Consider the following 22,894-nt stretch of genomic DNA (forward strand, 5'->3'; position numbering starts at 1 on the left):
CTTAAAGTCTATGAGGTATAAATGGATATTCTTCTTGATCGTACACTACATCGTACATCACGTTTACATCTGGGAACGGACTTTCTTCTGCAAATTTTTCACATTCTGCCACACGTGCTTTTACTCGCTTGTCCATAACTTTAATCTCTTCCTCTGTTGCATATTCTTTTTCAAGAATAATTTCTTTAATCTGAGTAATAGGATCTATTTTTTGATACTCTGCTACTTCGTCTTTAGTACGATAGTGCTGAGCGTCAGACATAGAGTGCCCTCTATATCTGTATGTTTTAAGTTCTAAAAATGTAGGTCCATCACCACGGCGAGCACGCTCTATTGCTTCATCCATAGCTTCTGCTACTGCAACTGGATTCATAGCGTCTACAGGACCACAAGGCATTTCATACCCTAATCCAAGTTTCCAGATATCTTCATGGTTTGCAGTACGAGCTACAGATGTTCCCATTGCATACCCGTTATTTTCAACACAAAATACTACTGGAAGTTTCCAAAGCATTGCCATGTTAAACGTTTCATGTAAAGATCCTTGACGAGCTGCACCATCTCCAAAATAACAAAGTGTTACCGCTCCAGTTTTATTATACTTATCTCCAAAAGCCATTCCTGCCCCTAAAGGTATCTGTCCTCCTACAATCCCGTGACCTCCGTAAAATCCTTTCTCACGAGAAAAAATATGCATAGAACCTCCAAGACCTTGTGAAGTACCTGTTGCTTTACCAAAAAGCTCTGCCATCACACGTTTTGGGTCTACCCCCATACCAATAGGTTGTACGTGATTACGATATGCCGTAATCATTTTATCCTTAGATAAATCCATTGCATGCAATGAACCTGCAAGGATTGCTTCTTGACCATTGTATAGGTGAAGAAATCCGCGGACTTTCTGCTGTATATATACTTGAGCTAGCTTATCTTCAAACTTGCGCCAGAAGAGCATTTCCTCGTACCAGTTAAGGTATGTTTCTTTGGTTATCTTTTTCATTTAAAAGCGTATAAATGCCGCACATTTTTGAGCGAATAACAAAAATAACCAATTAAGAAGATATGGTAAAATTGAATGCAAGGAAAAGTTACGCAAACGGTTTCGTAGATTTATAATAGGTTTTTTAAGCTTTCGCGAAAGCGTACTCAACACAAAAACAACAGCTTACTTTAATACTTATACTGGGCCTCACAAGGCTCAATAGATACTATAGATATTTTGCAGTAAACAATAGGGGAAGTATATTTTCTAAAGAATCACTCTTTAAAACCTCTCCCCGCTCACCCATAAAATAGAGTGATATAGGCGACTTCTGCTTTATTTCGTACTCTGCAATTGCTTGCCTACAGATACCACATGGCGGAATAGGCACCGTGGTTTCCTTATCCTTTGCTCTCGCGGTTATTGCCATTGACACCATTACAGCATCAGGATATTGTGAAGATGCATAAAAAATAGCTGTACGCTCAGCACACAAACCGCCAGGATAGCAGGCGTTCTCTTGATTATTACCAGTAACTACGACTCCATTATCTAGAAGCAATGCAGCTCCTACTAAAAAGTCTGAATATGGTGCATATGCCTTTTCTCTTGCTTCAAAGGCAGCATCCATTAATGATGAAATCGCTTCTGGAAGTGCATCTTTTGAAGGGTACACATCTAGAAACGATTCAATTTTTATTTTTTTCATAAGCTTTTTTCGCTTTCGCAAATATCATGTTTTAATACTCGTCGTACTCATCACCAAAATGAAAAGTAAGTCCAAAACGGAGTGTACTTTCTAGAGGACTAATAACAGAAACAGTTGAGAAAAGATAAGAAAGATCTACATCTATCGCATTAAACTCAAAACCTGCTCCTAGTGTTGCAAACTTGCGAGAACCTTTTAACTCACTTTCATTAAAATAACCAGCTCTCAACGCAAAAACTTCATTATAAGTATATTCTGTAGCAAGAGACCAAGTAACCTCCTTAAGCTCTTCACTAAATCCATCTGGCGCATCACCAAAAGATTGAAAGATTCCCGAGAAGAAGTTTACATCATCATCTTGACCCGCTAGGATCACGACGTTGTCATCTTGAGTGATTTCTCCATCACCATTAGTATCTGCTCGACCACGAATAGGCGGTGTAGGCACTAGTAATTTATTAAATTCAAGACCTACAAAAATCTTATTATAGCTATCTAGTATAAAGTCAAATCCACCACCAAGTTTTAAATTGGTTGGTATAAAATTTTCTTGCCCAGCATCGTCATATTTGACCTTAGGCCCTATATTCGAAATATTAAAACCTGCTCTCCATCTACCATCAAAATTACTATACACTTGCTCTTCAGATTGGTAATAACCCGAGATATCTACCCCAAAAGAACTCGCTGGACTTGCATCTGCAAATTGATCTAGTTGTTGCAAACGAAGATTACTTTGCAAGAAACGTCCAGAAACTGCCATAGAGAACTGATCATCAAGTTTTAGCGCGTAGGTTGCATCTATAGAAAATTCGTTAGGCTTTACATCAAGACCAGGATCTTGAGCACTGTTTCTCGTGTTGATTGTACCAAGACTAAAATATCTTACACTAGCCGCAAAAGCACTACGATCATCAATACGATTTGCATAAACCGCCTGCAGTAAACCGATATCGTTTACGAGGTTACCGAGATAAGGCGTATAATTAATACCTACATTATGTTTGTTAGGCAAGAATGCAAGTTTAGCTGGGTTCCACTGTACAGCATATGCATCTGGACTAGTAGCAACACCTTGCTCTCCCATTCCAGCCGCTCGCGCGTCTCCTGCTATTATTAAGAATGGTACTGCCGTTGTAATAGTATTAGGTTGATCTTGCGCTTGAACGCTAGTAGCAAAAACACTACAAAAAGCTACTCCTAATAATGTAAAAACTTTATTCATATGTTGAGGCATTTAAAACAAATATAGACTTTTCTATGATTATGATTAGAGGATCACGAGCTTCTCTATTTTCTCCACTCGCTTGTTAGTTAACGTAGATTTAACAATTATCTTATATACATATACTCCTTTTCCGATTGCTTGACCAAAATCATCAAGACCATCCCACGTAATTGAACGTGACAAGAACCCTTCTGTCACTACCGTTTGATTTATGGTTTTCACCACTTTACCACTGACCGTAAAAATTTGAACCTGCACATCAAGAGGCTCAAAAGGGCGATTATGATTGAACCAAAATTCTGTATAATTTACAAACGGATTAGGATAATTAAGCACATTTTCGAGTTCTAACTCTTCATCCCCCAGCACCACAAACTGCAGCTCTGCCGTAGATGAATTATTGTATACATCCCAAGCCTTGAATGACAAGGTATGTGGTCCAGGCTCTAAATTTCTAATCTTACGAGCAGCAGTCCCTTTCATAAAGTCATCTACCTCTGTCTCATAAAAGTCATTCATTATTATAGGATTCGTCTCGTCACTATCTATTACTGCCACAATATCATGACCTATCCCACTAGCGGTATTAATCCCGTTTTCATCTTCTAGCTTTGCAAGTATAATAGGAGAGTCGTTTGTGATACCTCCATTTACAAAGTTTTCATCATTCATAAATAATTTAATCCTAGGGCCTAAATTATCTTCTGGGGCATTCTCGTTAAGCCCTCCTATAATGATAGTTTCATCTACACCTGTCTGATCTTCTAATACTCCTAATCGTTCTGAATAAAAATTGAGACGACCATTACCTAGCGGTATTGCAGTATCTCTAGGCATTCTAAATGTAAATTCAAAATTACCATTTGTCACCGATGCCTGTCCTCTGTAAAGAATAGCACCCAGTGTTGTAAAATCCATAATTGCGAGCTCTCCACCTATTACCACACCATCATTACCCAGCGTCTGCCTATCTATACGTTTGTCATACAAAGTAACAGCTAGTGTGCCATTATAATCTGTAAGCGTTTGACCTCCTTGTGAGGTTACACGACCATTTATCTTAACAAGGTCAAGCGCCTTTAACACAGGAAGCTCAGCCCCTACTGGCACATCATTAATTGCAGATAGCTGTATGTCTGGCTTAGGGAATGCAAGCTTCATCGCTGGATCACCTACAAAGAAAATCACCCTACGTAGCGGATCTGATATTCCATTTTTTGAAGCTCTAATATTCTCGGCTACACTTTTTACTTCGTTTGTACCAAAGGAAAACAACTGCTCTACTAGTGAGTTATTGAAATTAACTCCGAGGGTTACTGTGATTTCTCTCGTAGTCGTCACCAGACCTACTGCTCCACCATCGGCATTCCAAAACAATGCTTCTCCTCCCGTAGGACGTTCAGGATTGTCAAACTTTCCAAACTCACAGGTAACAGTTACTACAAGTGGTAAACGCCCGCCATTATCTAGGTTGTTAATTTCGTTTTGTGTCACTATAGCTTCGGCTGCGAGAAGTTCTTCACCTCCATGACCTAGATACGTCACCACAAGCGAGCCTACCTCAACGGCATTTTCAATGGCTTCGTTTACTTGAGGATATCTATCTCCACCGGCAGACGATTGCTGCTGGAATGCATCACTATGTATTTTTATAACATTTACAAAAGGCTTCTCTACACTTATTTGATCACCAAGATTATCTAAAGTACCTTGCAACTGAGCAAATTCAAAAACCTCATCTACATCGTCAGATACCAGCACAAAATTATTACGCCAGCGACCATAAGATTCACGAGCATCGTAATTAATAATTTTATCAACAACGGTGGAGGCAAGACTAGGCGAATCGGCAATAATTCTCCCTACAGCCACATCTAACTTATCTGACGCAATCATTGTTCCTTCAGATGGATCTAGTGAACCGTAGAAATCATCACTCATAAAAGAACGCACTAGACTAAAACTATCAAACGTTTGATAAGTAGGCATGACATTATTATTCCCTGAAATACGATTTTTATAGTCAACCGAAGTATCGCCAAAAAGACACACATATTTTAATCTTCCAACCTCTGATGATGCATTATCATAGACATATTTTATAAAGTTTCTAATCGCCCCAATATCTGCTTTACCACCTCCAAATTCATTATAAATTTGCTCAAGTGTAACTGTCTTTACATTGAGTCCTCTAAAATTTCTATTATGTTGCGCTAGTCTTTCCGCTTGAGACAATAATGTATTACCTGTAATCATTAAGTAATCCACATCTTCAAAATCACCACTATTGTTTTGAAAAATAGTCCCTTTCAAATTTTGATTAGATAACTGGGTATTTCCGCTTTCGCGAAAAGGTGTCAAATAATCAGATGGGTGAACTGCCACAAATGATTCTTCTGTACCCAGTAAACTTTTGAATGAGACATTCTGCGCCCCGTCTACTTCCAAAGTTCTTATCGCTGTTTGATCGGTTACATCCCAGATTTGAGTATAGCCTTGCATATTACTTAATGAATACGCACCTACTCCTGACTGCATACCTGCATCTGGATTACTAAAGGTAAATTGATTCCCAGTACCGCTTAACTGTGAGTCTACATCGAGACTTATAAAATCAAGGTATCCCACACTAGATGGATTACCGCTATTATTATAAATGAGTGTCACAACCATTTCACTACCAGATACAGGCACCTCAATATCAAGAGAACCACCTCTAGCAAGCACAATATCACTTATCGCAAGAATATTTACAGATCCCACAGAAGCACCATTAACGAGCACATCAAAAGAGGTTACACTTTCTGATGTAGCTGCCACTTCTACTCTCAAAGTGGCTGTTTGTCCCGGGACTGCATTTTCAAAATTAAAATCAAATGATTGCTCATTCTCAAAACTAAATCGTTCTCCAAACCAGCGTCTACCTATTTTTACTAAGCTATTTTCATCTTCCTCATGAAATTGATAGTCCTTATATGTATCATATGTGATAACCGCAGCTCCAGATGGCTCTACATAAGGACTCACACGCAAACCGTTAACACCAGTAACTGTTACATAGTAATACGATCTATCCTCGTATGGATTAATATGAGTATCTAATTCTTCATGATATTTTCTTGTACTCTCGCCATAAAAGAGAATCCTATCATCATTATCAAAAGTCCCATCACCACCTCCTAGTACTTGAATAGGAATTTCTCTAAGGTCAAAATTCTCATTATCGCTATTAAGCAATGGCAAAGGAGAACCTCCATAACCATACACTTTTATCTGCTCAGGATTAATTCCGTTTACATCAACCCCTAAACTCTGTAAAAAACTTCTATCAATAGCATGTATACCAGACTCTTCAACATAAAATTTATAGTAATCTCCTGTAGCCAATAACGAATTACTTATTACAAGAGACGCTCGTTGTAGTTGTTGCGCTTTCGCGAAAGCGAACATCACATCACCAGAGATCACTCTCATAACCTGACCGTTCTTTATTATAAAAGGTGAGATTTCTAATACAGTATAATATGTATTACGCGCTTTTGATGTATAAAACTGATAGCTAACCTCTGAAGACAATTGCTTTTTATCAATGGCATTGAGCCAAGACTGAGGAACAGTCTCTAATTTCACATTAACAAATTTTGAAGATTGGGGATCAATTGCACTTCTAGCATCCCACTGCATACTAGACGTATACTCACCTTGATCATTTACCACAAGATTCATTACTTCTAGAGCACTACCTCTCTGGGTAATTTTTAAAGCATTTTCCCAGTTTATAACCATTTGCTCTGACTGAGCAGATGTGCAAATCCCTATAAATATTAAAAATAGTGAGAGTAACGTTTTCATTAGTAGGATAACGAAAGCCTGTACGGCTTATTATTAACTTATAATTGTACTGTAGTTTTTTTACTTAAGACAATAATAAAGAATAAATAGCGCCGTTACTAATGAGTTAACCATAACAAACGAATTTTTTTTGGGCTCGACATCGTAAAATGCTTGCACTTTAACGAGTTATTACTATCTTGCAATCCCAAATATATTGAACATTATTACCTATGAAACTACACTTTGCATTAAAAATGCTGGCACTTGCCGTGATTTCGATTACAGTCGCAAGTTGTAGCAAATCAAACGATTACAAAGACAGTTCTAGAGGAACAGGCTGGAAAGTCGACGGTAAAAACGGAGGTTTTAAGCTTAAAACAGACTACGAAGAACAGGCTACTGGACCTGGTCTTGTGTTTGTAGAAGGAGGTACTTTTACTATGGGTAAGGTACAAGATGACGTAATGCATGACTGGAATAACTCCCCAAACCAGCAACACGTTCAATCTTTTTATATAGATGAAACTGAGGTTACTAACGGAATGTATCTAGAATACCTAGATTACTTAAAGAAAGTATTTCCTCCAGAAGAAGAAATTTACCGCAACATTTACAAAGGTGCACTACCTGACACACTTGTATGGAGAAACCGCCTTGGTTTTAATGAAACTATGACAGAAAACTACCTTCGTCACCCAGCATATGCAAACTACCCTGTGGTAGGTGTAAGCTGGATACAAGCTGTAGAATATGCAAACTGGAGATCAAACAGAGTAAATGAACTTATTCTAGAAGAACAAGGTTATACTGCAAGAGGCGCTCGTTTTGATGTGGATGCAAGCTCAACTTTTGACACAGAAACTTATTTAAATGCGCCAACACTCGCTTACGGAGGAAACGATGAGATGTCCCGAGGAGGTAAGGCTAGTGAACGTAGAATGAAGCAAAATACTCCAAAACCTAAAAAAGATGCAGATGGTAATGCTCCCGATCCAGTAGCAGATAGCGATGGCGCTTTAAACCCTAATGCGAAGGACATTTTTGTACAACGCACTGATGGAATACTTCTTCCTAAGTACAGACTACCTACAGAAGCAGAGTGGGAATATGCAGCTCTTGGTCTTACAGAATTAAGAAGCTACAATGTATACCGTGGTCGTAAGAAATATCCTTGGGATGGGTCTTACACAAGATCTTCAGATCGCCGCACACGTGGAGATCATTTAGCAAACTTTAAACAAGCAGATGGAGATTATGGTGGTATCGCTGGATGGTCTGATGATAATGCAGATATTACTGCAGAAGTAAAAAGCTATGAGCCTAACGATTTTGGCGTTTACGACATGGCTGGAAACGTTTCTGAGTGGGTTGCTGATGTTTATCGTCCTATTGTGGATGATGAGTTTAACGACTTTAACTACTACAGAGGTAACGTATATACAAAGAACGCTATCGGAGAAGATGGTAAAGTAAAAATCGTTACTGTAGATTCTATCGTTTATGACACACTTGCAAATGGAAGTATCATTGCTAGAGATTTACCTGGGGAAATACTACAAGTACCTGTAGATGAAGATGAGACTTATTTAAGAACACAATTCTCTACAAGTGACAACCGTAACTTTAGAGATGGTGACAGAAGATCTACAAGATATTTTGAATCTTTTAATGAAGATGTAGATAATCCAGACTCAGGAAAAAACATGTATAATGCTCCACAGCATAAAGTCGAGAGAGATGAAGACGGAAATATGGATCGCCGTTATGACGAGTCTAACAATAGAACATCACTTGTAAATGACGAAGTACGCGTTTACAAAGGAGGTTCATGGAGAGACAGAGCATACTGGCTAGATCCAGCACAAAGAAGATTTCTTCCACAAGGAATGGCAACAGACGATATTGGTTTCCGTTGTGCTATGTCACGTGTAGGATCAAAAGCTAAAACAGGAAAAAGAGCTAGATAAGACTCTCTTTTTACAGTATATTTAAAAGCCCTCTTCCGAGGGCTTTTTTCATATTAAAAATTCACTTCATTATGACCATTGCAGAGCTACACTTCCATTTTTTAAACAGTAACGGAGTTTGTACTGACACAAGATCTCTACAAAAAAATCAGATTTACATTTCCCTTAAAGGAGATAACTTTAATGGTAATAAGTTTGCAAAACAAGCTCTTAAAGATGGCGCTAGGCTCGCAGTGATTGATGAAAAAGAATATGAAGATGATTATACTGTGCTGGTAGATGACGTTCTTAAAACATTGCAACAACTAGCAAACTACCACCGCAATTATCTTAACCTACCTATAATAGGTCTTACTGGAAGCAATGGAAAAACCACTACAAAAGAGCTTATAAACGCAGTGCTTTCCGAGAAGTACGTAACCGTAGCTACTAAAGGAAATCTTAACAATCACATAGGAGTACCACTCACACTCTTATCTATGGACAGCACTACAGAGATAGGCATTGTAGAAATGGGTGCAAACCATCAAGGAGAAATCGCAATGTTATGTGAGATTGCCCAACCTAACTTTGGATATATTACAAACTTTGGAAAAGCACACCTAGAAGGTTTTGGAGGATTTGAAGGTGTTATAAAAGGCAAAAGTGAACTTTATAATTATCTTAGAGATAATGAAGAAATGGCTTTTATAAACGACACAGACAAGCTACAAGTGGAAAAAGCTACTGGCATTACTTTACAAACATTTGGCTCTACAGAAAGTAAATACCCTATCAGCTTAGTAGATGGATCTGAGAGTCTTAAACTATCTTTTAAAAACACCACTATTAATAGCCAACTAATAGGGATCTATAATTATTCAAATATTGCTGTAGCTATTGCGATGGGCACTTATTTTGATGTGTCTATTGACCAAATTAAATCTGGAATTGAAGAATACATACCTGCAAATAATCGCTCTCAAATCATAAAGAAAGATTCTTATCGCATAATTCTAGATGCATATAATGCAAACCCTACGAGCATGGCGGCAGCTCTAGAAAACTTAAAGGCTACAAACACTACGACTATTGCGTTCATAGGTAATATGTTTGAAGTAGGTGTCACCTCAAAAGCAGAACATCAAGCGATGTTAGATTTAGCGCATCACCTTAGTATTGACCAAGTGTATGCAATAGGTCCAGATTTCTGTACTTCGGTACCTCAAGTGAACCAAGAGGTTTATGAAGATTATAATGCTTTCGCGAAAGCGTATTCAAGCAAAATTCCAAACGGCGCAACCGTACTTATAAAGGGTTCTAGAGGAATGAAAATGGAGCGAATATTAAATCTCTTAGAAAATTAACCCCAAAGATTCTCAATAGAGATAACTTTTGATTTTCTAAATATTAACTCTAGATCAATTAAAGATGTAATTCTTAACTTTAGGCGACTTCATTAATGAAGTTTCTCTCTATGGAAAAGAAATATATTATTGCATTTGATCAAGGCACAACGAGTACTAGAGCTATCATATTTGACCATCAAGGCACCATAAAAAACATTGCCCAAAAGGAACTTAAACAACATTACCCGAAACACGGGTGGGTAGAACACGATCCTATAGAGATTTTTGAAGCACAGCAAGCTACCTTCAAAGAGATTATCGAAACGTCTGACATATCTATCGATGAGATTGCTGCGATAGGTATTACTAACCAGAGAGAGACTACCGTAGTCTGGGATAAACATACTGGAAAACCTGTCTACAATGCTATTGTATGGCTGGATAAGCGCACTAAAGAGATTTGTGAACAATTAAAATCTCAAGATCTAGAAGAGTATGTGAATAAGAATACGGGACTCATTATAGACTCCTACTTCTCAGGAACTAAGGTCAAGTGGATCTTAGATAATGTAGATGACGCTTTCGCGAAAGCGCAACAAGGCGATTTACTTTTTGGAACTATAGACACTTGGCTTATTTGGAAATTCACCAATGGTGCTGTACACGCAACAGACCACTCTAATGCCAGCCGAACATTACTTTATAACATTATAGACTTAAAATGGGATGAAAAGATGCTAGAGGCATTAAACATTCCAGAGTCAATGCTACCTAAGGTTCAACATAGCGCCTCAGATTTTGGAAACATCATACTAGACGGCCAAAGCATTCCTATTTGTGGAGTTGCTGGAGATCAACAGGCTTCGCTTTTTGGACAAGGAGGTTACAAATCTGGAATAGCTAAAAACACCTACGGTACCGGTTGCTTCCTACTTATGAATACTGGAAAAAAACCTGTTACCTCAAAAAATGGACTGCTTACTACCCTATGTGCTAGCTTACCAGATGGTAAAGTTAAATATGCACTAGAAGGCTCCATATTTGCAGGAGGCGCATCTGTACAGTGGCTACGGGATAAACTTGACCTCATAGATCATGCAAGAGACACAGAAGATATCTGTATGAATACAGCAGCTACAGATGATTTATACGTAGTTCCTGCTTTTGCAGGACTAGGAGCTCCTTACTGGGACATGGATGCAAAAGGAGCAATTTATGGATTAACACTAGACTCAGGCAAAGAAGATATTATCAAAGCTACGGTAGATGCGATTGCCTATCAAACACGAGATGTTCTAGATGCAATGATTGAAGATTCTGGCAAACAAATGGAAGCGCTACGAGTAGATGGCGGGGCCACTGCAAATAATTACCTTATGCAATTTCAATCAGACATTCTTAACATAGCTGTAGATCGTCCAAAGATGCTAGAAGTTACTGCACTAGGAGCTGCATTTTTAGCTGGAATTCAAGCAGGCATTTGGAACAAAAAAGATATTTCTAAAATACGTCAAGTAGATTCCATTTTTGAACCAACGATCACTGAATATGAGCGTAACAAGAAATATACCGGCTGGAAAAATGCCGTAGCACGCACAAAGAGCACTACAAACCAGATGCTCACAACCCAAGAAGATATCCCAATGCGTTTCTCTGTACTTGACAGACAGCGCCAAATAGCTCGTGCACAAAAAGAAAAATTTGATCTTATTGTTATAGGTGGTGGTGTTACTGGAGCTGGAATTGTACTTGACGCTTCATCTCGTGGTATGAATGTATGTCTTATAGAAAAGAATGATTTTGCTTCTGGAACAAGTAATAAATCTACAAAGCTTATTCATGGTGGACTGCGTTACCTTAAGCAAATGGAGATAGGCTTAGTACAAGAGTCGGGAAGTGAACGAGCAATATTGCATACCCTTGCTCCTCACCTTGTTGTTCCAGAAAAAATGCTACTTCCACTTATAGAAGGTGGCACCTATGGAAAAATGATGACGGCAATAGGCTTAAAAGTTTATGACTTTCTTGCAAATGTAGAGGGTGATGATAAACGTAAAATGTTAAGCGCAGAAGAAACTGCTACCAGAGAACCTTTACTTAATAAAAACCAATTAATAGGTGGTGGTTATTATGCAGAGTATCGCACAGATGATGCACGACTTACCGTAGAGTTATTAAAAAAAGCAGCCAGTTTTGGCGCTACTATTATTAACTACTGCGAGATGAAAACCTTTAAATATGATGAGCAAGGAAAAATAAAAAGCTTACAATGTTTTGACCACAATACACAAAGAAATTTTAAACTTAAATCACAGCACTATGTATCTGCTGCAGGACCTTGGGTTGATCTTTTAAGAAAGAAAGACCACTCCATGAATAACAAGTATTTGCACCTTACAAAAGGGGTGCACATTGTATTCTCTAGAGAGCGTTTTCCATTAACCCAATCTATCTATTTTGATGTGCCGGATGGTCGTATGATTTTTGCCATCCCTCGCGGTAGATCAACATACGTAGGAACGACGGATACGAACTATAGCGGAAACCTCAACCGCGTTGTGGCTACTCAGGATGATGCAACCTACTTACTTGATGCGACTAATAATATGTTTCCTAGTGCTAACCTCACCATAGATGACATAGAGTCTAACTGGGCTGGACTAAGACCACTTATACATGAAGATGGAAAAGACCCTTCTGAATTGAGTCGTAAAGATGAGATTTTTGTGTCTGACACAGGGTTGATCTCTATTGCTGGCGGCAAACTTACTGGATATCGTAAAATGGCACAGCGAGTTATAGATCGCGTTCTTAAAGATGTGCCGGAGAAGAAGAAAGCACACCTCGTAAAATCATACACAGAAAAAATACCGCTTACCTCTGAGCCTTTAAAAAACACGGTAGAAGTAGATATCTACCAACAAGAGATTAAAAAGCGTCTTGAACATGTAGGTATTGTAAATGAATATCAAAGTTGGTACCTAGCAACTACGTATGGGAAGCAAAGCAATACCATCATTGATAAGATGAGTTATTTCTTAAATGAAAATCCAGAGGAGCGCTTAATACGTGCAGAAGTTTGGTACAGCATCCATCACGAGATGACAAACCGCCTTGCTGACTTTTTTGTGCGACGTACGGGTAGATTATATTTTGATATATACTCTGTGCATCAATATCGTGACCTCGTTCAAGAGGATATGATACGATATTTAGGTTGGGATGAAAAGAGAGTATTGCAGGAAAATGAATATCTCCATCTTCTCTTAAAAGATGCTAGTGAATATTATGAGGAAGAATTTGAGTAACACAAACTCTAAAAAAAACATTTCATTCTCTCTCACTAGCGAAAACGTTATCGTAAAAAGGTTCGTAATAGAACTCATAATATTATATTAAAAAGTCATATTTTACACGCTATACTAATAAACACCTAATTACATGGGACTCATTTCATTTCTTGGATTTACATTACTTGTAGCGGGATACGCTTGGTGGAAAACACGTGGTACTGATGAAAAAAGTGCAGACGGTTACTACCTAGGTGGTAGAAGTCTAGGCGCACTCACAATTGCAGGATCATTATTACTTACAAACCTCTCTGCAGAGCAAATTGTTGGACTTAACGGTCAAGCTTTCTCAGAAGGAATACTTGTAATGGCATGGGAAACACTCGCAGCAATTGCAATGGTAATTACAGCAGTTTATTTTCTACCTAAATATATGCACAAAGGAATCACCACGATTCCAGAATTTATAGAAGAACGCTTTGATGAAAACACAAAGGCTATTCTCTCTGTATTATTTCTCATCGCTTTTAGTATCGTCTTATTACCTACTATTCTTTACTCGGGTTCACTTGCCTTTAGCACAATGTTTGACTTACCTAGATTGTTAGGAATGTCTGAAAGTACAGTAATCTGGCTTTGTGTGTGGACAATAGGTGTTATAGGAATTATATATGCGATTTTTGGAGGTCTTAAGGCAGTAGCCGTATCAGACTTAGTAAATGCCGTTGGTCTCTTAATAGGAGGATTACTAATCCCATATTTTGGTCTCAAAATGATAGGTGATGGTAGTGTAGGTGCTGGTCTGAACGAGTTATGGACAGAAAATCAAGATAAATTTGATGTAACTGGAGATGTAACATCATCTATTCCTGTGGGGACTATTTTTACAGGTATGATGATTGCGCAGATGTATTACTGGGGAACAAATCAAGCTATTTTACAACGTGTTTTTGGAGCAAAAAGCCTTAAAGAAGGTCAAAAAGGAATGATGCTAGCTGCCTTTGTGAAATTTTTAATACCTGTGATTGTAGTATTACCAGGTATCATAGCTTGGCACCTGTTTGAAGGAGATTTAAGCTCTGCAGATAAAGCTTATCCAGAACTTGTAAAAGAGGTTCTACCTCCAGCGCTTGTTGGTTTTTTTGCGGCTGTTTTATTTGGAGCTGTACTTAGTTCTTTTAATAGTTTATTAAATAGTAGTGCAACGCTATTTGGGTTTGATCTGTATAAAAAATTCTTTAACCGCGATGCTTCAGAGCATAAAGCGGTAAAGGCTGGAAAGCTTTTTGGAGTTGTTGTTGCTATTATCGCAATGATAATTGCCCCGTTTATTGCAAATGCACCTGCAGGGTTATTTGATTACATCCAGCAAGCCTTGGGAAGTCTTAGTGTTCCTATTCTTGCAGTAGTACTTGTAGGTATTATAACAAAAAAAGTACCCGCCATAGGTGCAAAAATTGTTTTAATAGCTGGTGTAATTATGTACGTATGTACCATATTTATGAGACCTAGCTATCAAGCAACTGCCCTTGCAGAGGCAGATGCAAATGGCATAACAGATGCTGCACAACTCGCAATCATAAAAGCGGAGGCATTCCCTCATTTTTTACATATTATGGGAATTTTATTTGTGGTGAATGTAATTATCATGCTCATAGTAGGGGCTATTAAGCCTAAAACAGATATTTACGTACCTAAGCAAACAGAAGCGATAGATACTACTCCGTGGAAATATGCATACATCGTAGGCGCACTAATCGTATTACTAGTATTAAGTACCTACCTCATTTTTTAAATATGGTAAACATCCGCTTTCGCGAAAATGGAAAGTGGCATCATTAAGTACTTAGTATTAATAGAGGACTGACAAAATCAATTACTTTAGCAGATATCTAAATAGGTTATAGAATGAAAATTTTAGTAACAGGAGGTCTAGGTTTTATAGGGTCACACACAGTTGTTGAACTTCAACAAATTGGACACGATGTGGTAATTATTGACAACTGCTCAAATTCCTCAACAGATGTCTTAAAGGGCATATCAAATATTACAGGTACGACTCCGCTTTTTGAAGAATTTGATCTTCGTGATAAGTCAAAAGTGCAAGACTTCTTTGATCGTCATAATGATATCACGGGTGTCATCCATTTTGCGGCATCAAAAGCGGTGGGTGAAAGCGTAAAGGAACCTTTATTATACTATGAAAATAATCTTGTCACCTTAATTTACATCCTTCAAGAATTACAAAAAAAGGAGAAAGCTTCATTTATTTTCAGCTCTTCTTGCGCTGTATACGGGCAGGCAGATGAGTTACCTATCACAGAAAATGCAGCTGTTAAACCAGCGACATCACCTTATGGAAACACAAAACAAGTAGGTGAAGAAATCATACGTGACACTTGCAGTATACAACCACAACTTAATGCTATCTCCTTAAGATACTTTAATCCCATAGGAGCGCATCCTACTGCAGAGATAGGTGAATTACCACTAGGAGTACCTGCAAATCTGGTTCCTTTTATTACACAAACGGGAATAGGGCTAAGGGAGGAGCTATCTGTTTTTGGTAATGACTACCCTACTCCAGATGGTACTGCTGTACGTGACTACATACATGTGGTAGATCTTGCAAAGGCACATGTAATTGCGCTAGAACGGCTCATTAAAGAGAACAACACGTCTAATTATGAAGTTTTTAATGTGGGAACAGGCACAGGTAGCTCAGTATTAGAAGTGATCAACTCTTATGAAAAAGTAGCCGAAAAATCACTTAAATATAAGATTGTAGATAAACGAGAAGGTGATGTCACAGCTGCTTATGCAGATACAGACAAAGCAAATAATGAACTAGGCTGGAAAGCAGAAAGCTCGCTAGATGAAGCCATGGCTTCTGCCTGGAAATGGGAACAAAAAATTAGACCCTAATAAGGATGATGTGATAATAAAAAAAGCTCTCAGTATTACTGAGAGCTTTTTTATGTGCAGCTTTTAACAAGCACCACTTAAAAAAATTCCTATTTGAGATAGCAAGTACTACCTATTCTTGTTCAAAGTCAATAGTTGCCTCAAAATCCTCTACATATTTAATATCTTCAAACCATCGGTTTGAACTTAGTACATCAAATGTTATAGCCGTTTCTTCTTGTGATACTTTTTTAAGTTGCCAGATAATATTTGCAGCATCAGTTAGGCCTCCGTGTGCTAACTCATCTTTAAAAAGTCTTTTGAGAAGTGTGTTATCTGGCATTCCTTGAGCTAGTATACGTATAACTTGCTCTTCTGTATCTTCATTAAATACATCAAGCATCATACTACTCTTTACACTAAAAGTAACATTAAAATGTATCGCTTTAGGGTGTGGAAACTTTCCGTTGTAGGCTTTGTATAAAATTTGACCTGCATTAAAAAATGCTTCATGCATAGACAGGTCTGAGTATTCTTCCCATGGATGCTCGTTGAGCATCTCATGTGATAGGTTCTCTCTTTGCCCTTTATTGAGCTGGTCTTTAAAAAGGTATTCTAGTATGATTTCGGCAGCATCGTTGGTTTCATTATCAGATAGGGAAAGAAGCGCCATTTCTTCAAGCTCTGCATCCGTCATACCTGTAGTATCGCCATAATCCATTATCTCTAACAGCTTCTTATAGTCATCTATACTCCAAGCGCCCGGAAGCTTTTCTATAGTTTTTACGTGATCTGGTGATACTTTAAAATTAATTTTCATAGTGCATTATTTATTACTTGAAGGTATGCAAATGCTCGTCTCGTTATAGTTAAGAATTATATAATTATTGCACCACGATAAATTACCCAGTAATGCAATGGCAGTAGTATCTAGCCCCGATTGCAATGTAAATCCCGCAGCTGTCTGGCACGGCCAGACGCGAGGAATTGCAATGTAAAGCGGGATACTACAATGCAAATACAAAATATCCAATCGCTCCTAAATAAACTCTTTTAATTCAAGGAAGGGAAAAATATACAATAAGCATATAATCATACACAATAAGGTCGCTTGTAACTGTTTATCTATTGCTGTGTAATAATGAGTAACAAGATTATGAAAACAATCCTATTTTCATTTTATAAAGGTTTTTAGAAAAGCAAGTAGAAAGTCTAATGAACAGTAGAAATTCAATAGTTATTTAGCTGATAGTTAATTGAGTATTTACAGACAACCCATACCAATGGAGCGCAGAGCTTTGTATAATAAATTTAGTGAGAAGAGAGTAGCAACATACTTCTCATCGCTACCTAGTATATATTGATGTTTAGCTTTCGCGAAGGCGCTCTCTTTTAAAACATAAATGCCGTTAAAAAAAATATGTACATCTGATAGTCATATTTTCACAATAAATAGTTAAACTTTTTATTATAATAGTATTACTATCATATCTTTGTAAAATGGAACAACTTCATATACAGATTACTATTGATCCAGCGTTGTATACACGTAATCCCGAGACAACAGAGCTTGGTAGAAATATTGTGTGCAAGAGTATAGAAATGATTGATGAGCTAGGCTTTGAAAAGTTTACATTTAAAAAACTGGGTATTGCAATTAACTCAAATGAAAGTTCAATTTATAGATATTTTGATAGTAAACACACCTTGCTAGTTTATCTTACTAGCTGGTACTGGAGCTGGGTAGAATATAAACTTGTATTCTCTACCACAAACGTTCCAGACCCAGATATAAAGCTTAAAAATGCTCTTGCACTCATTACCAAAAATGTCACACAGGACAATTCGGTCTCATATGTAAATGAAATACTCTTACATCGTATAATCATTTCCGAGAGTGCTAAAGCATATCACACAAAAGATGTAGATAAAGAAAATGCAAAAGGATTTTACAAAACATATAAACGTGTAGTGCAACGCATAAGTGATATTGTTCTTGAGATTAACCCAAATTATGCGTTTCCTCATATGCTTATCTCAACGGTCATAGAAGGAGCACACCATCAACGTTATTTCTCTAAACATCTTCCTGCTCTTACAAATGTAGAGGAAGGGCAGAACACAATAGAAAAGTTTTATACCGATATGGTTTTTAAAGCCATTAACTAAGATATTATTTAAACAAAAATCTCTGTTATGGAGATGAAAAACACCGTTTTTCAATGAAAGAAATGACACCTTGGCAACGATTTGTAAATATGCTCGAACTAGATAGACGAGATATCAAACAAATTTTATTTTACGCAATTTTCGCCGGACTTGTAGCGCTTACATTACCACTAGGTATCCAAGCTATTATTAACCTCATTCAAGGTGCTCAAGTGAGTACTTCTTGGATTGTACTCGTTATTCTAGTAACGCTAGGAGTAGCCTTTCAAGGGATCTTGCAATTAATGCAAGTACGTATCCTTGAAAACATACAGCAGAAAATATTTACCCGTTCTTCTTTTGAGTTTGCTTATCGCTTCCCTAAATTAAAAATGAGCGAACTAGACAATTATTATCCGCCAGAGCTGGCAAATCGTTTTTTTGATACGCTTACGGTTCAAAAAGGATTATCAAAAATTTTATTAGACTTTCCTGCGGCTATACTACAAATACTCTTTGGGTTAATATTGCTTTCTTTTTACCACCCATTTTTCATCATATATGGTTTTCTACTCGTAATACTCGTGTACTTGGTATTCAAGTTTACAGCAAAAAAGGGTCTTGAAACTAGTCTTGCAGAGTCTAAGAGTAAATATAAAGTAGCACACTGGTTACAAGAAATAGCACGATCACTTATAAGCTTTAAGCTTTCTGGACGTACTTCACTCGCGATGAATCGTAATAATAAGCTCACACAATCATATCTAGAGGCCCGTGAAGGTCACTTTAGAGTATTGATGTTACAGTTTATACAGATGATAGGTTTTAAGGTACTCGTTACAGCAGGGCTTCTTGTTATAGGTGGACTCTTAGTTCTTAATCAGCAAATGAATATAGGACAGTTTGTAGCGGCTGAGATCATCATCTTATTAGTCATAAGTTCTGTCGAGAAGCTTATTTCCGGATTAGAAAGTTTTTATGATGTACTTACTTCCCTGGAAAAAATAGGGCAAGTGGTTGATAAAAAACTAGAGCCACAAGAAGGTACAGACCCTTTTGAAATTAATGAGGATATGGATATCTACATGGATAGTGTGAGCTATAGCACTCCAGAAACCGGTACTATACTTAATAATATTACCTTGAATTTAAAAACTAGTGATCGCATTTTAATAACAGGCTTATCTGGATCTGGAAAAACTACTTTATTAAAATTACTATCAGGTGTTATACAACCATCTTCTGGAGGTATCTATGTTAATAATTTCTCTTTTAAAGGGATGCGACCAAATGCTTATCGCTCTAAGATAGGCCAGGTACTCCCAGAACAAAATCCTTTTGAGGGGAGCATTTTAGAGAATATTAGTTTTGGTAACCCAGAAGTGTCATCGGCTAGGGTCAATGAGGTTATTAGAATAGTAGGCTTACAAGAATTTGTGCGCACACAACCTAATGGATTACAAACGAAATTGTTTCCAGAAGGGCAAAAAATACCGCACACAATCTCAAAACGAATACTTTTAGCAAGATCATTTGTTCATGAACCTAAGGTACTATTACTTAAAGACGCACTCGAGCATTTTGAAGAAACTCAAGCTCGAGAGATCATGGCTTATCTCGCTAGTCCAGAGAGACCGTGGGCACTTATAGTCGCAAGTAATAACAAAGACTGGAGAGCTATGTGTAATCAACATATAGAACTCGAAGAAGGTAATATCATTTTAAAATCATAATAAAGCGATGCTTAATATATCAAACAATCAACTTAATAAGAAGATAGATGTAGGTGGCTATTCGGCTTTTGCTAAGGCGCACAAGACAAGGCACTATAAATACTTCAATAGATTCTTACTAGCCTTTGCTATCATAGGTGTAATTGTACTCTTTTTACCATGGACTCAAAACGTTAATGGCAAAGGTTATGTCACTACATTAACTCCAGATCAAAGACCGCAAACTATACAATCTCCTATTCCTGGACGTGTAGAACAGTGGTACGTACTAGAAGGCGACTATGTAGCAAAAGGAGATACTATTTTGCGCATTTCTGAAATCAAGAATGAGTATCAAGATCCTCTCCTTGCAGAACGTACGAGACAACAACGCGATGCAAAAAGTAATGCTGTTGGTTCTTATAAATCTAAGGTAGTAGCTCTTGAAAATCAATTAGGCGCTTTACAACGTGAACGTGCACTAAAACTAGAACAAGCAGAAAACAAATTAAAGCAAGCTCGTTTTAAAGTACAAAGCGATAGTATTGATCTTGTTGCGGCGACTACTAATCGAGATATTGCTTTAAAACAATATGAACGTACTGCTACGCTAGAGGCAGAAGGTTTAAAATCTACAGCAGATGTAGAAGACAAGAGACTTAAACTACAAGAGACAGAGGCTAAGCTTATTTCTCAAAACAATAAATTACTAGCGAGCAAGAACAATGTTCTTAATGCTTCTATTGATATATCGAGAACTAGTGCGGAATATGCTGAAAAAATAAGCAAAGCGCAAAGTGATAAGTTTAGCGCATCCAGTGCGCAATATGATACAGAAGCGCAAGTGAGTAAACTAGCGAATGCAAGTACCAACTACGAGATGCGTAGTGCACTGCAGTATATTACAGCTCCTCAAAATGGATTTATAAATAAAGCTATTAAATCAGGTATAGGTGAGACTTTTAAAGAAGGAGAGCAACTAGTAGGCATTATGCCTGCAGACTATGACCTCGCCGTGGAGACTTTTGTGAGACCTATAGACTTACCGCTTATACATGCTGGGGAAAAAATACGTGTTCAGTTTGACGGGTGGCCGGCAATCGTTTTTAGTGGATGGCCAGATGCCTCTTTCGGGACCTATGGAGGAACCGTAGTTGCTGTCGAAACATTCATAAGTACAAATGGAAAATTTAGAGTACTTATTGCACCAGATAAAGAAGCAGAGGATTGGCCAAAAAATGTACGCGTAGGCTCTGGAGCACAAACTATCGCCTTACTACAAGATGTTCCTATCTGGTACGAGTTATGGAGACAGCTTAACGGGTTTCCACCAGATTACTATTTGCCAGAAGGTACTTTAACGCCTAGAAAAGAGAAAAAATGAGGTTACTTATAAAATATACAGTACTTGTGTTGTGTTACGCTTTCGCGAAAGCGGGACTAGCTCAAACACCTGTACTTTCTCCACAAAGTATTTCTTTTGAGGAATACTTAGGGTATGTAAAGCAACATCATCCATTAATCAAGCAAGCCGAATTAGTGTTAAGCACAGGAGAAGCAAATCTGCTCAAAGCAAGAGGAGGTTTTGATCCCAAAATTGAGGTAGACTATGACCGTAAAAAGTTTAAAGACACCGAATATTTTGATCAGCTTAACGCTACTTTTAAAATCCCTACATGGTACGGAATTGAGCTAAAAGGAAGTTTTGAAGAAAACACAGGTGAGTTTCTCAATCCTAATCTTACAGTTCCCGAAGATGGATTATATAGCGCCGGAGTTTCCTTTGCACTAGCACAAGGGCTACTTATTAATGAACGTATGGCTACGTTAAAGAAAGCACGCTTTTTTGAACAGCAAACCATTGCAGATCGTGACTTACTCGTAAACAACTTAATTTATGAGGCGAGCTTGGCTTATTTTGACTGGGTAGAAGCAGAAAATGAAAAAGCTATTTACGGTACTTTTTTAGAGAATGCCACCACCAGACTAGACGCCGTAACAAGAAGCGTAGCAGAAGGTGACAAAGCGGCCATAGACATTACAGAAGCTAGAATCACTGCTCAAACAAGACGTCTTGATCTAGAAGCTGCCTCGCTTAAGGCTCAAAAGGCACGCCTAGTTGCGAGTAATTTTTTATGGATAGATGGTATTCCATTAGAAATACAAGAAACGGTGTATCCAGAAAAACCTGAGCTTGCAGTACTGGACGCCTCTCTATTATTAGTAGGAATCACAGATACCTCGGTTTTTTTAAATAATCACCCTAAGCTTAAAAGTCTAGACGCAAAAATTGATGGCTTAGAAGTAGATCGATTTTTAAAGAAAAACAAGTTGCTTCCTAAGGTAAACTTGCAATACAATTTTCTATCACCAGATGCAGATCGCTTAGATGGTTTTAATACGGCAAATTACAAGGCTTTTGTAGATGTGAGCTTTCCTATTTTCTTGCGTAAGGAACGCGGAGATTTAAATCTCGCTAAGCTTAAAGTTCAAGACGCCGAGTTTGAACGTACAGCAACTTCCCTGGCTATCAAAAACAAGCTTGACGCCACAGAGGCAGAGATTACATCCCTTTTAGAACAAAATAACCTCATCACTGAGATTGTGGTAGATTATGAAGCCCTTGTAAAAGCTGAGGAGCGTAAATTTTTTCTAGGAGAAAGTTCACTATTCCTCATTAATTCCCGCGAGCAAAAGTTAATAGACGCAAGACTTAAAGCAAATGCCCTTTCTGTAAAGGAACTTACGGCAAAGGCAAAGTTGTATAATGCGGCAGGGCTATAAATCCATCA

The 22,894-nt window shown here is 37.8% G+C and carries 14 protein-coding genes; 9 read left to right on the forward strand and 5 right to left on the reverse strand.

Going from position 1 to position 22,894, the window contains the following annotated elements; genetic code table 11:
- Position 1 precedes the first annotated feature (1 nt).
- The 4 genes from pdhA to porU all read right to left on the reverse strand — a co-directional run bounded on the left by pdhA (position 2) and on the right by porU (position 6,771).
- Complete coding sequence (gene pdhA / locus KRODI_RS02865) at positions 2–1,000, reverse strand: pyruvate dehydrogenase (acetyl-transferring) E1 component subunit alpha (protein WP_013750069.1); 999 nt, start codon at positions 998–1,000, stop codon at positions 2–4.
- Between the two features lie 208 nt (positions 1,001–1,208).
- A complete protein-coding gene (locus KRODI_RS02870; protein WP_013750070.1) occupies positions 1,209–1,691 on the reverse strand; it encodes a cytidine deaminase in 483 nt (160 codons plus the stop codon).
- Between the two features lie 31 nt (positions 1,692–1,722).
- Positions 1,723–2,916, reverse strand: a complete 1,194-nt coding sequence (gene porV / locus KRODI_RS02875; RefSeq protein ID WP_013750071.1) for a type IX secretion system outer membrane channel protein PorV — start codon at positions 2,914–2,916, stop codon at positions 1,723–1,725.
- A gap of 45 nt (positions 2,917–2,961) precedes the next feature.
- Positions 2,962–6,771, reverse strand: a complete 3,810-nt coding sequence (gene porU, locus KRODI_RS02880; RefSeq protein WP_013750072.1) for a type IX secretion system sortase PorU — start codon at positions 6,769–6,771, stop codon at positions 2,962–2,964.
- Positions 6,772–6,983: 212 nt separating this feature from the next.
- On the opposite strand from porU, the gene gldJ reads away from it, so the two are divergent.
- The 5 genes from gldJ (at position 6,984) to galE (ending at position 16,263) form a co-directional block, all read left to right on the forward strand.
- The gene (gldJ, locus tag KRODI_RS02885) at positions 6,984–8,720 is read left to right on the forward strand and encodes a gliding motility lipoprotein GldJ (protein WP_013750073.1); all 1,737 of its coding nucleotides are present in this window, start codon (positions 6,984–6,986) and stop codon (positions 8,718–8,720) included.
- A gap of 71 nt (positions 8,721–8,791) precedes the next feature.
- A complete protein-coding gene (locus tag KRODI_RS02890; protein ID WP_013750074.1) occupies positions 8,792–10,066 on the forward strand; it encodes a UDP-N-acetylmuramoyl-tripeptide--D-alanyl-D-alanine ligase in 1,275 nt (424 codons plus the stop codon).
- Positions 10,067–10,176: 110 nt separating this feature from the next.
- Entirely contained in the window at positions 10,177–13,356 is a 3,180-nt protein-coding gene (gene glpK, locus KRODI_RS02895) for a glycerol kinase GlpK (RefSeq protein ID WP_041295777.1), read from the forward strand.
- 133 nt (positions 13,357–13,489) lie between these two features.
- On the forward strand, positions 13,490–15,133 hold the full coding sequence (locus tag KRODI_RS02900) for a solute:sodium symporter family transporter (protein WP_013750076.1): 1,644 nt from the start codon (positions 13,490–13,492) through the stop codon (positions 15,131–15,133).
- A gap of 113 nt (positions 15,134–15,246) precedes the next feature.
- Positions 15,247–16,263: a UDP-glucose 4-epimerase GalE gene (gene galE / locus KRODI_RS02905; protein ID WP_013750077.1), complete on the forward strand. Its 1,017-nt coding sequence runs from the start codon at positions 15,247–15,249 to the stop codon at positions 16,261–16,263.
- Positions 16,264–16,375: 112 nt separating this feature from the next.
- On the opposite strand, the gene KRODI_RS02910 is transcribed toward galE, so the two are convergent.
- A complete protein-coding gene (locus KRODI_RS02910) occupies positions 16,376–17,062 on the reverse strand; it encodes a hypothetical protein (RefSeq protein ID WP_013750078.1) in 687 nt (228 codons plus the stop codon).
- Positions 17,063–17,742: 680 nt separating this feature from the next.
- Between KRODI_RS02910 and KRODI_RS02915 the strand changes: the two genes are divergently transcribed.
- The 4 genes from KRODI_RS02915 to KRODI_RS02930 are packed head-to-tail and all read left to right on the forward strand — an operon-like array spanning position 17,743 to position 22,886.
- Entirely contained in the window at positions 17,743–18,411 is a 669-nt protein-coding gene (locus KRODI_RS02915) for a TetR/AcrR family transcriptional regulator (RefSeq protein WP_013750079.1), read from the forward strand.
- Between the two features lie 53 nt (positions 18,412–18,464).
- Positions 18,465–20,123, forward strand: a complete 1,659-nt coding sequence (locus tag KRODI_RS02920) for a peptidase domain-containing ABC transporter (protein WP_013750080.1) — start codon at positions 18,465–18,467, stop codon at positions 20,121–20,123.
- A 7-nt stretch (positions 20,124–20,130) separates the two neighbouring features.
- Positions 20,131–21,486, forward strand: a complete 1,356-nt coding sequence (locus tag KRODI_RS02925) for an HlyD family secretion protein (protein ID WP_013750081.1) — start codon at positions 20,131–20,133, stop codon at positions 21,484–21,486.
- Positions 21,483–22,886, forward strand: coding sequence for a TolC family protein (locus tag KRODI_RS02930; RefSeq protein ID WP_013750082.1), 1,404 nt, complete (start codon positions 21,483–21,485; stop codon positions 22,884–22,886). The genes KRODI_RS02925 and KRODI_RS02930 overlap by 4 nt, the downstream gene beginning before the upstream one ends.
- The last annotated feature ends 8 nt before the right edge of the window (positions 22,887–22,894 follow it).

It is taken from the genome of Dokdonia sp. 4H-3-7-5 (assembly GCF_000212355.1).
Taxonomy (GTDB): Bacteria; Bacteroidota; Bacteroidia; order Flavobacteriales; family Flavobacteriaceae; genus Dokdonia.

Bases quoted from the DNA above. Each gene is read 5' to 3' on its own strand.
- KRODI_RS02925 (WP_013750081.1), top strand. From the start codon at position 20,131: ATGCTTAATATATCAAACAATCAACTTAATAAGAAGATAGATGTAGGT.
- glpK (WP_041295777.1), top strand. From the start codon at position 10,177: ATGGAAAAGAAATATATTATTGCATTTGATCAAGGCACAACGAGTACT.
- galE (WP_013750077.1), top strand. From the start codon at position 15,247: ATGAAAATTTTAGTAACAGGAGGTCTAGGTTTTATAGGGTCACACACA.
- KRODI_RS02930 (WP_013750082.1), top strand. From the start codon at position 21,483: ATGAGGTTACTTATAAAATATACAGTACTTGTGTTGTGTTACGCTTTC.
- porU (WP_013750072.1), bottom strand. From the start codon at position 6,771: ATGAAAACGTTACTCTCACTATTTTTAATATTTATAGGGATTTGCACA.
- KRODI_RS02910 (WP_013750078.1), bottom strand. From the start codon at position 17,062: ATGAAAATTAATTTTAAAGTATCACCAGATCACGTAAAAACTATAGAA.
- porV (WP_013750071.1), bottom strand. From the start codon at position 2,916: ATGAATAAAGTTTTTACATTATTAGGAGTAGCTTTTTGTAGTGTTTTT.
- gldJ (WP_013750073.1), top strand. From the start codon at position 6,984: ATGAAACTACACTTTGCATTAAAAATGCTGGCACTTGCCGTGATTTCG.
- KRODI_RS02870 (WP_013750070.1), bottom strand. From the start codon at position 1,691: ATGAAAAAAATAAAAATTGAATCGTTTCTAGATGTGTACCCTTCAAAA.
- pdhA (WP_013750069.1), bottom strand. From the start codon at position 1,000: ATGAAAAAGATAACCAAAGAAACATACCTTAACTGGTACGAGGAAATG.
- KRODI_RS02915 (WP_013750079.1), top strand. From the start codon at position 17,743: ATGGAACAACTTCATATACAGATTACTATTGATCCAGCGTTGTATACA.
- KRODI_RS02890 (WP_013750074.1), top strand. From the start codon at position 8,792: ATGACCATTGCAGAGCTACACTTCCATTTTTTAAACAGTAACGGAGTT.
- KRODI_RS02920 (WP_013750080.1), top strand. From the start codon at position 18,465: ATGAAAGAAATGACACCTTGGCAACGATTTGTAAATATGCTCGAACTA.
- KRODI_RS02900 (WP_013750076.1), top strand. From the start codon at position 13,490: ATGGGACTCATTTCATTTCTTGGATTTACATTACTTGTAGCGGGATAC.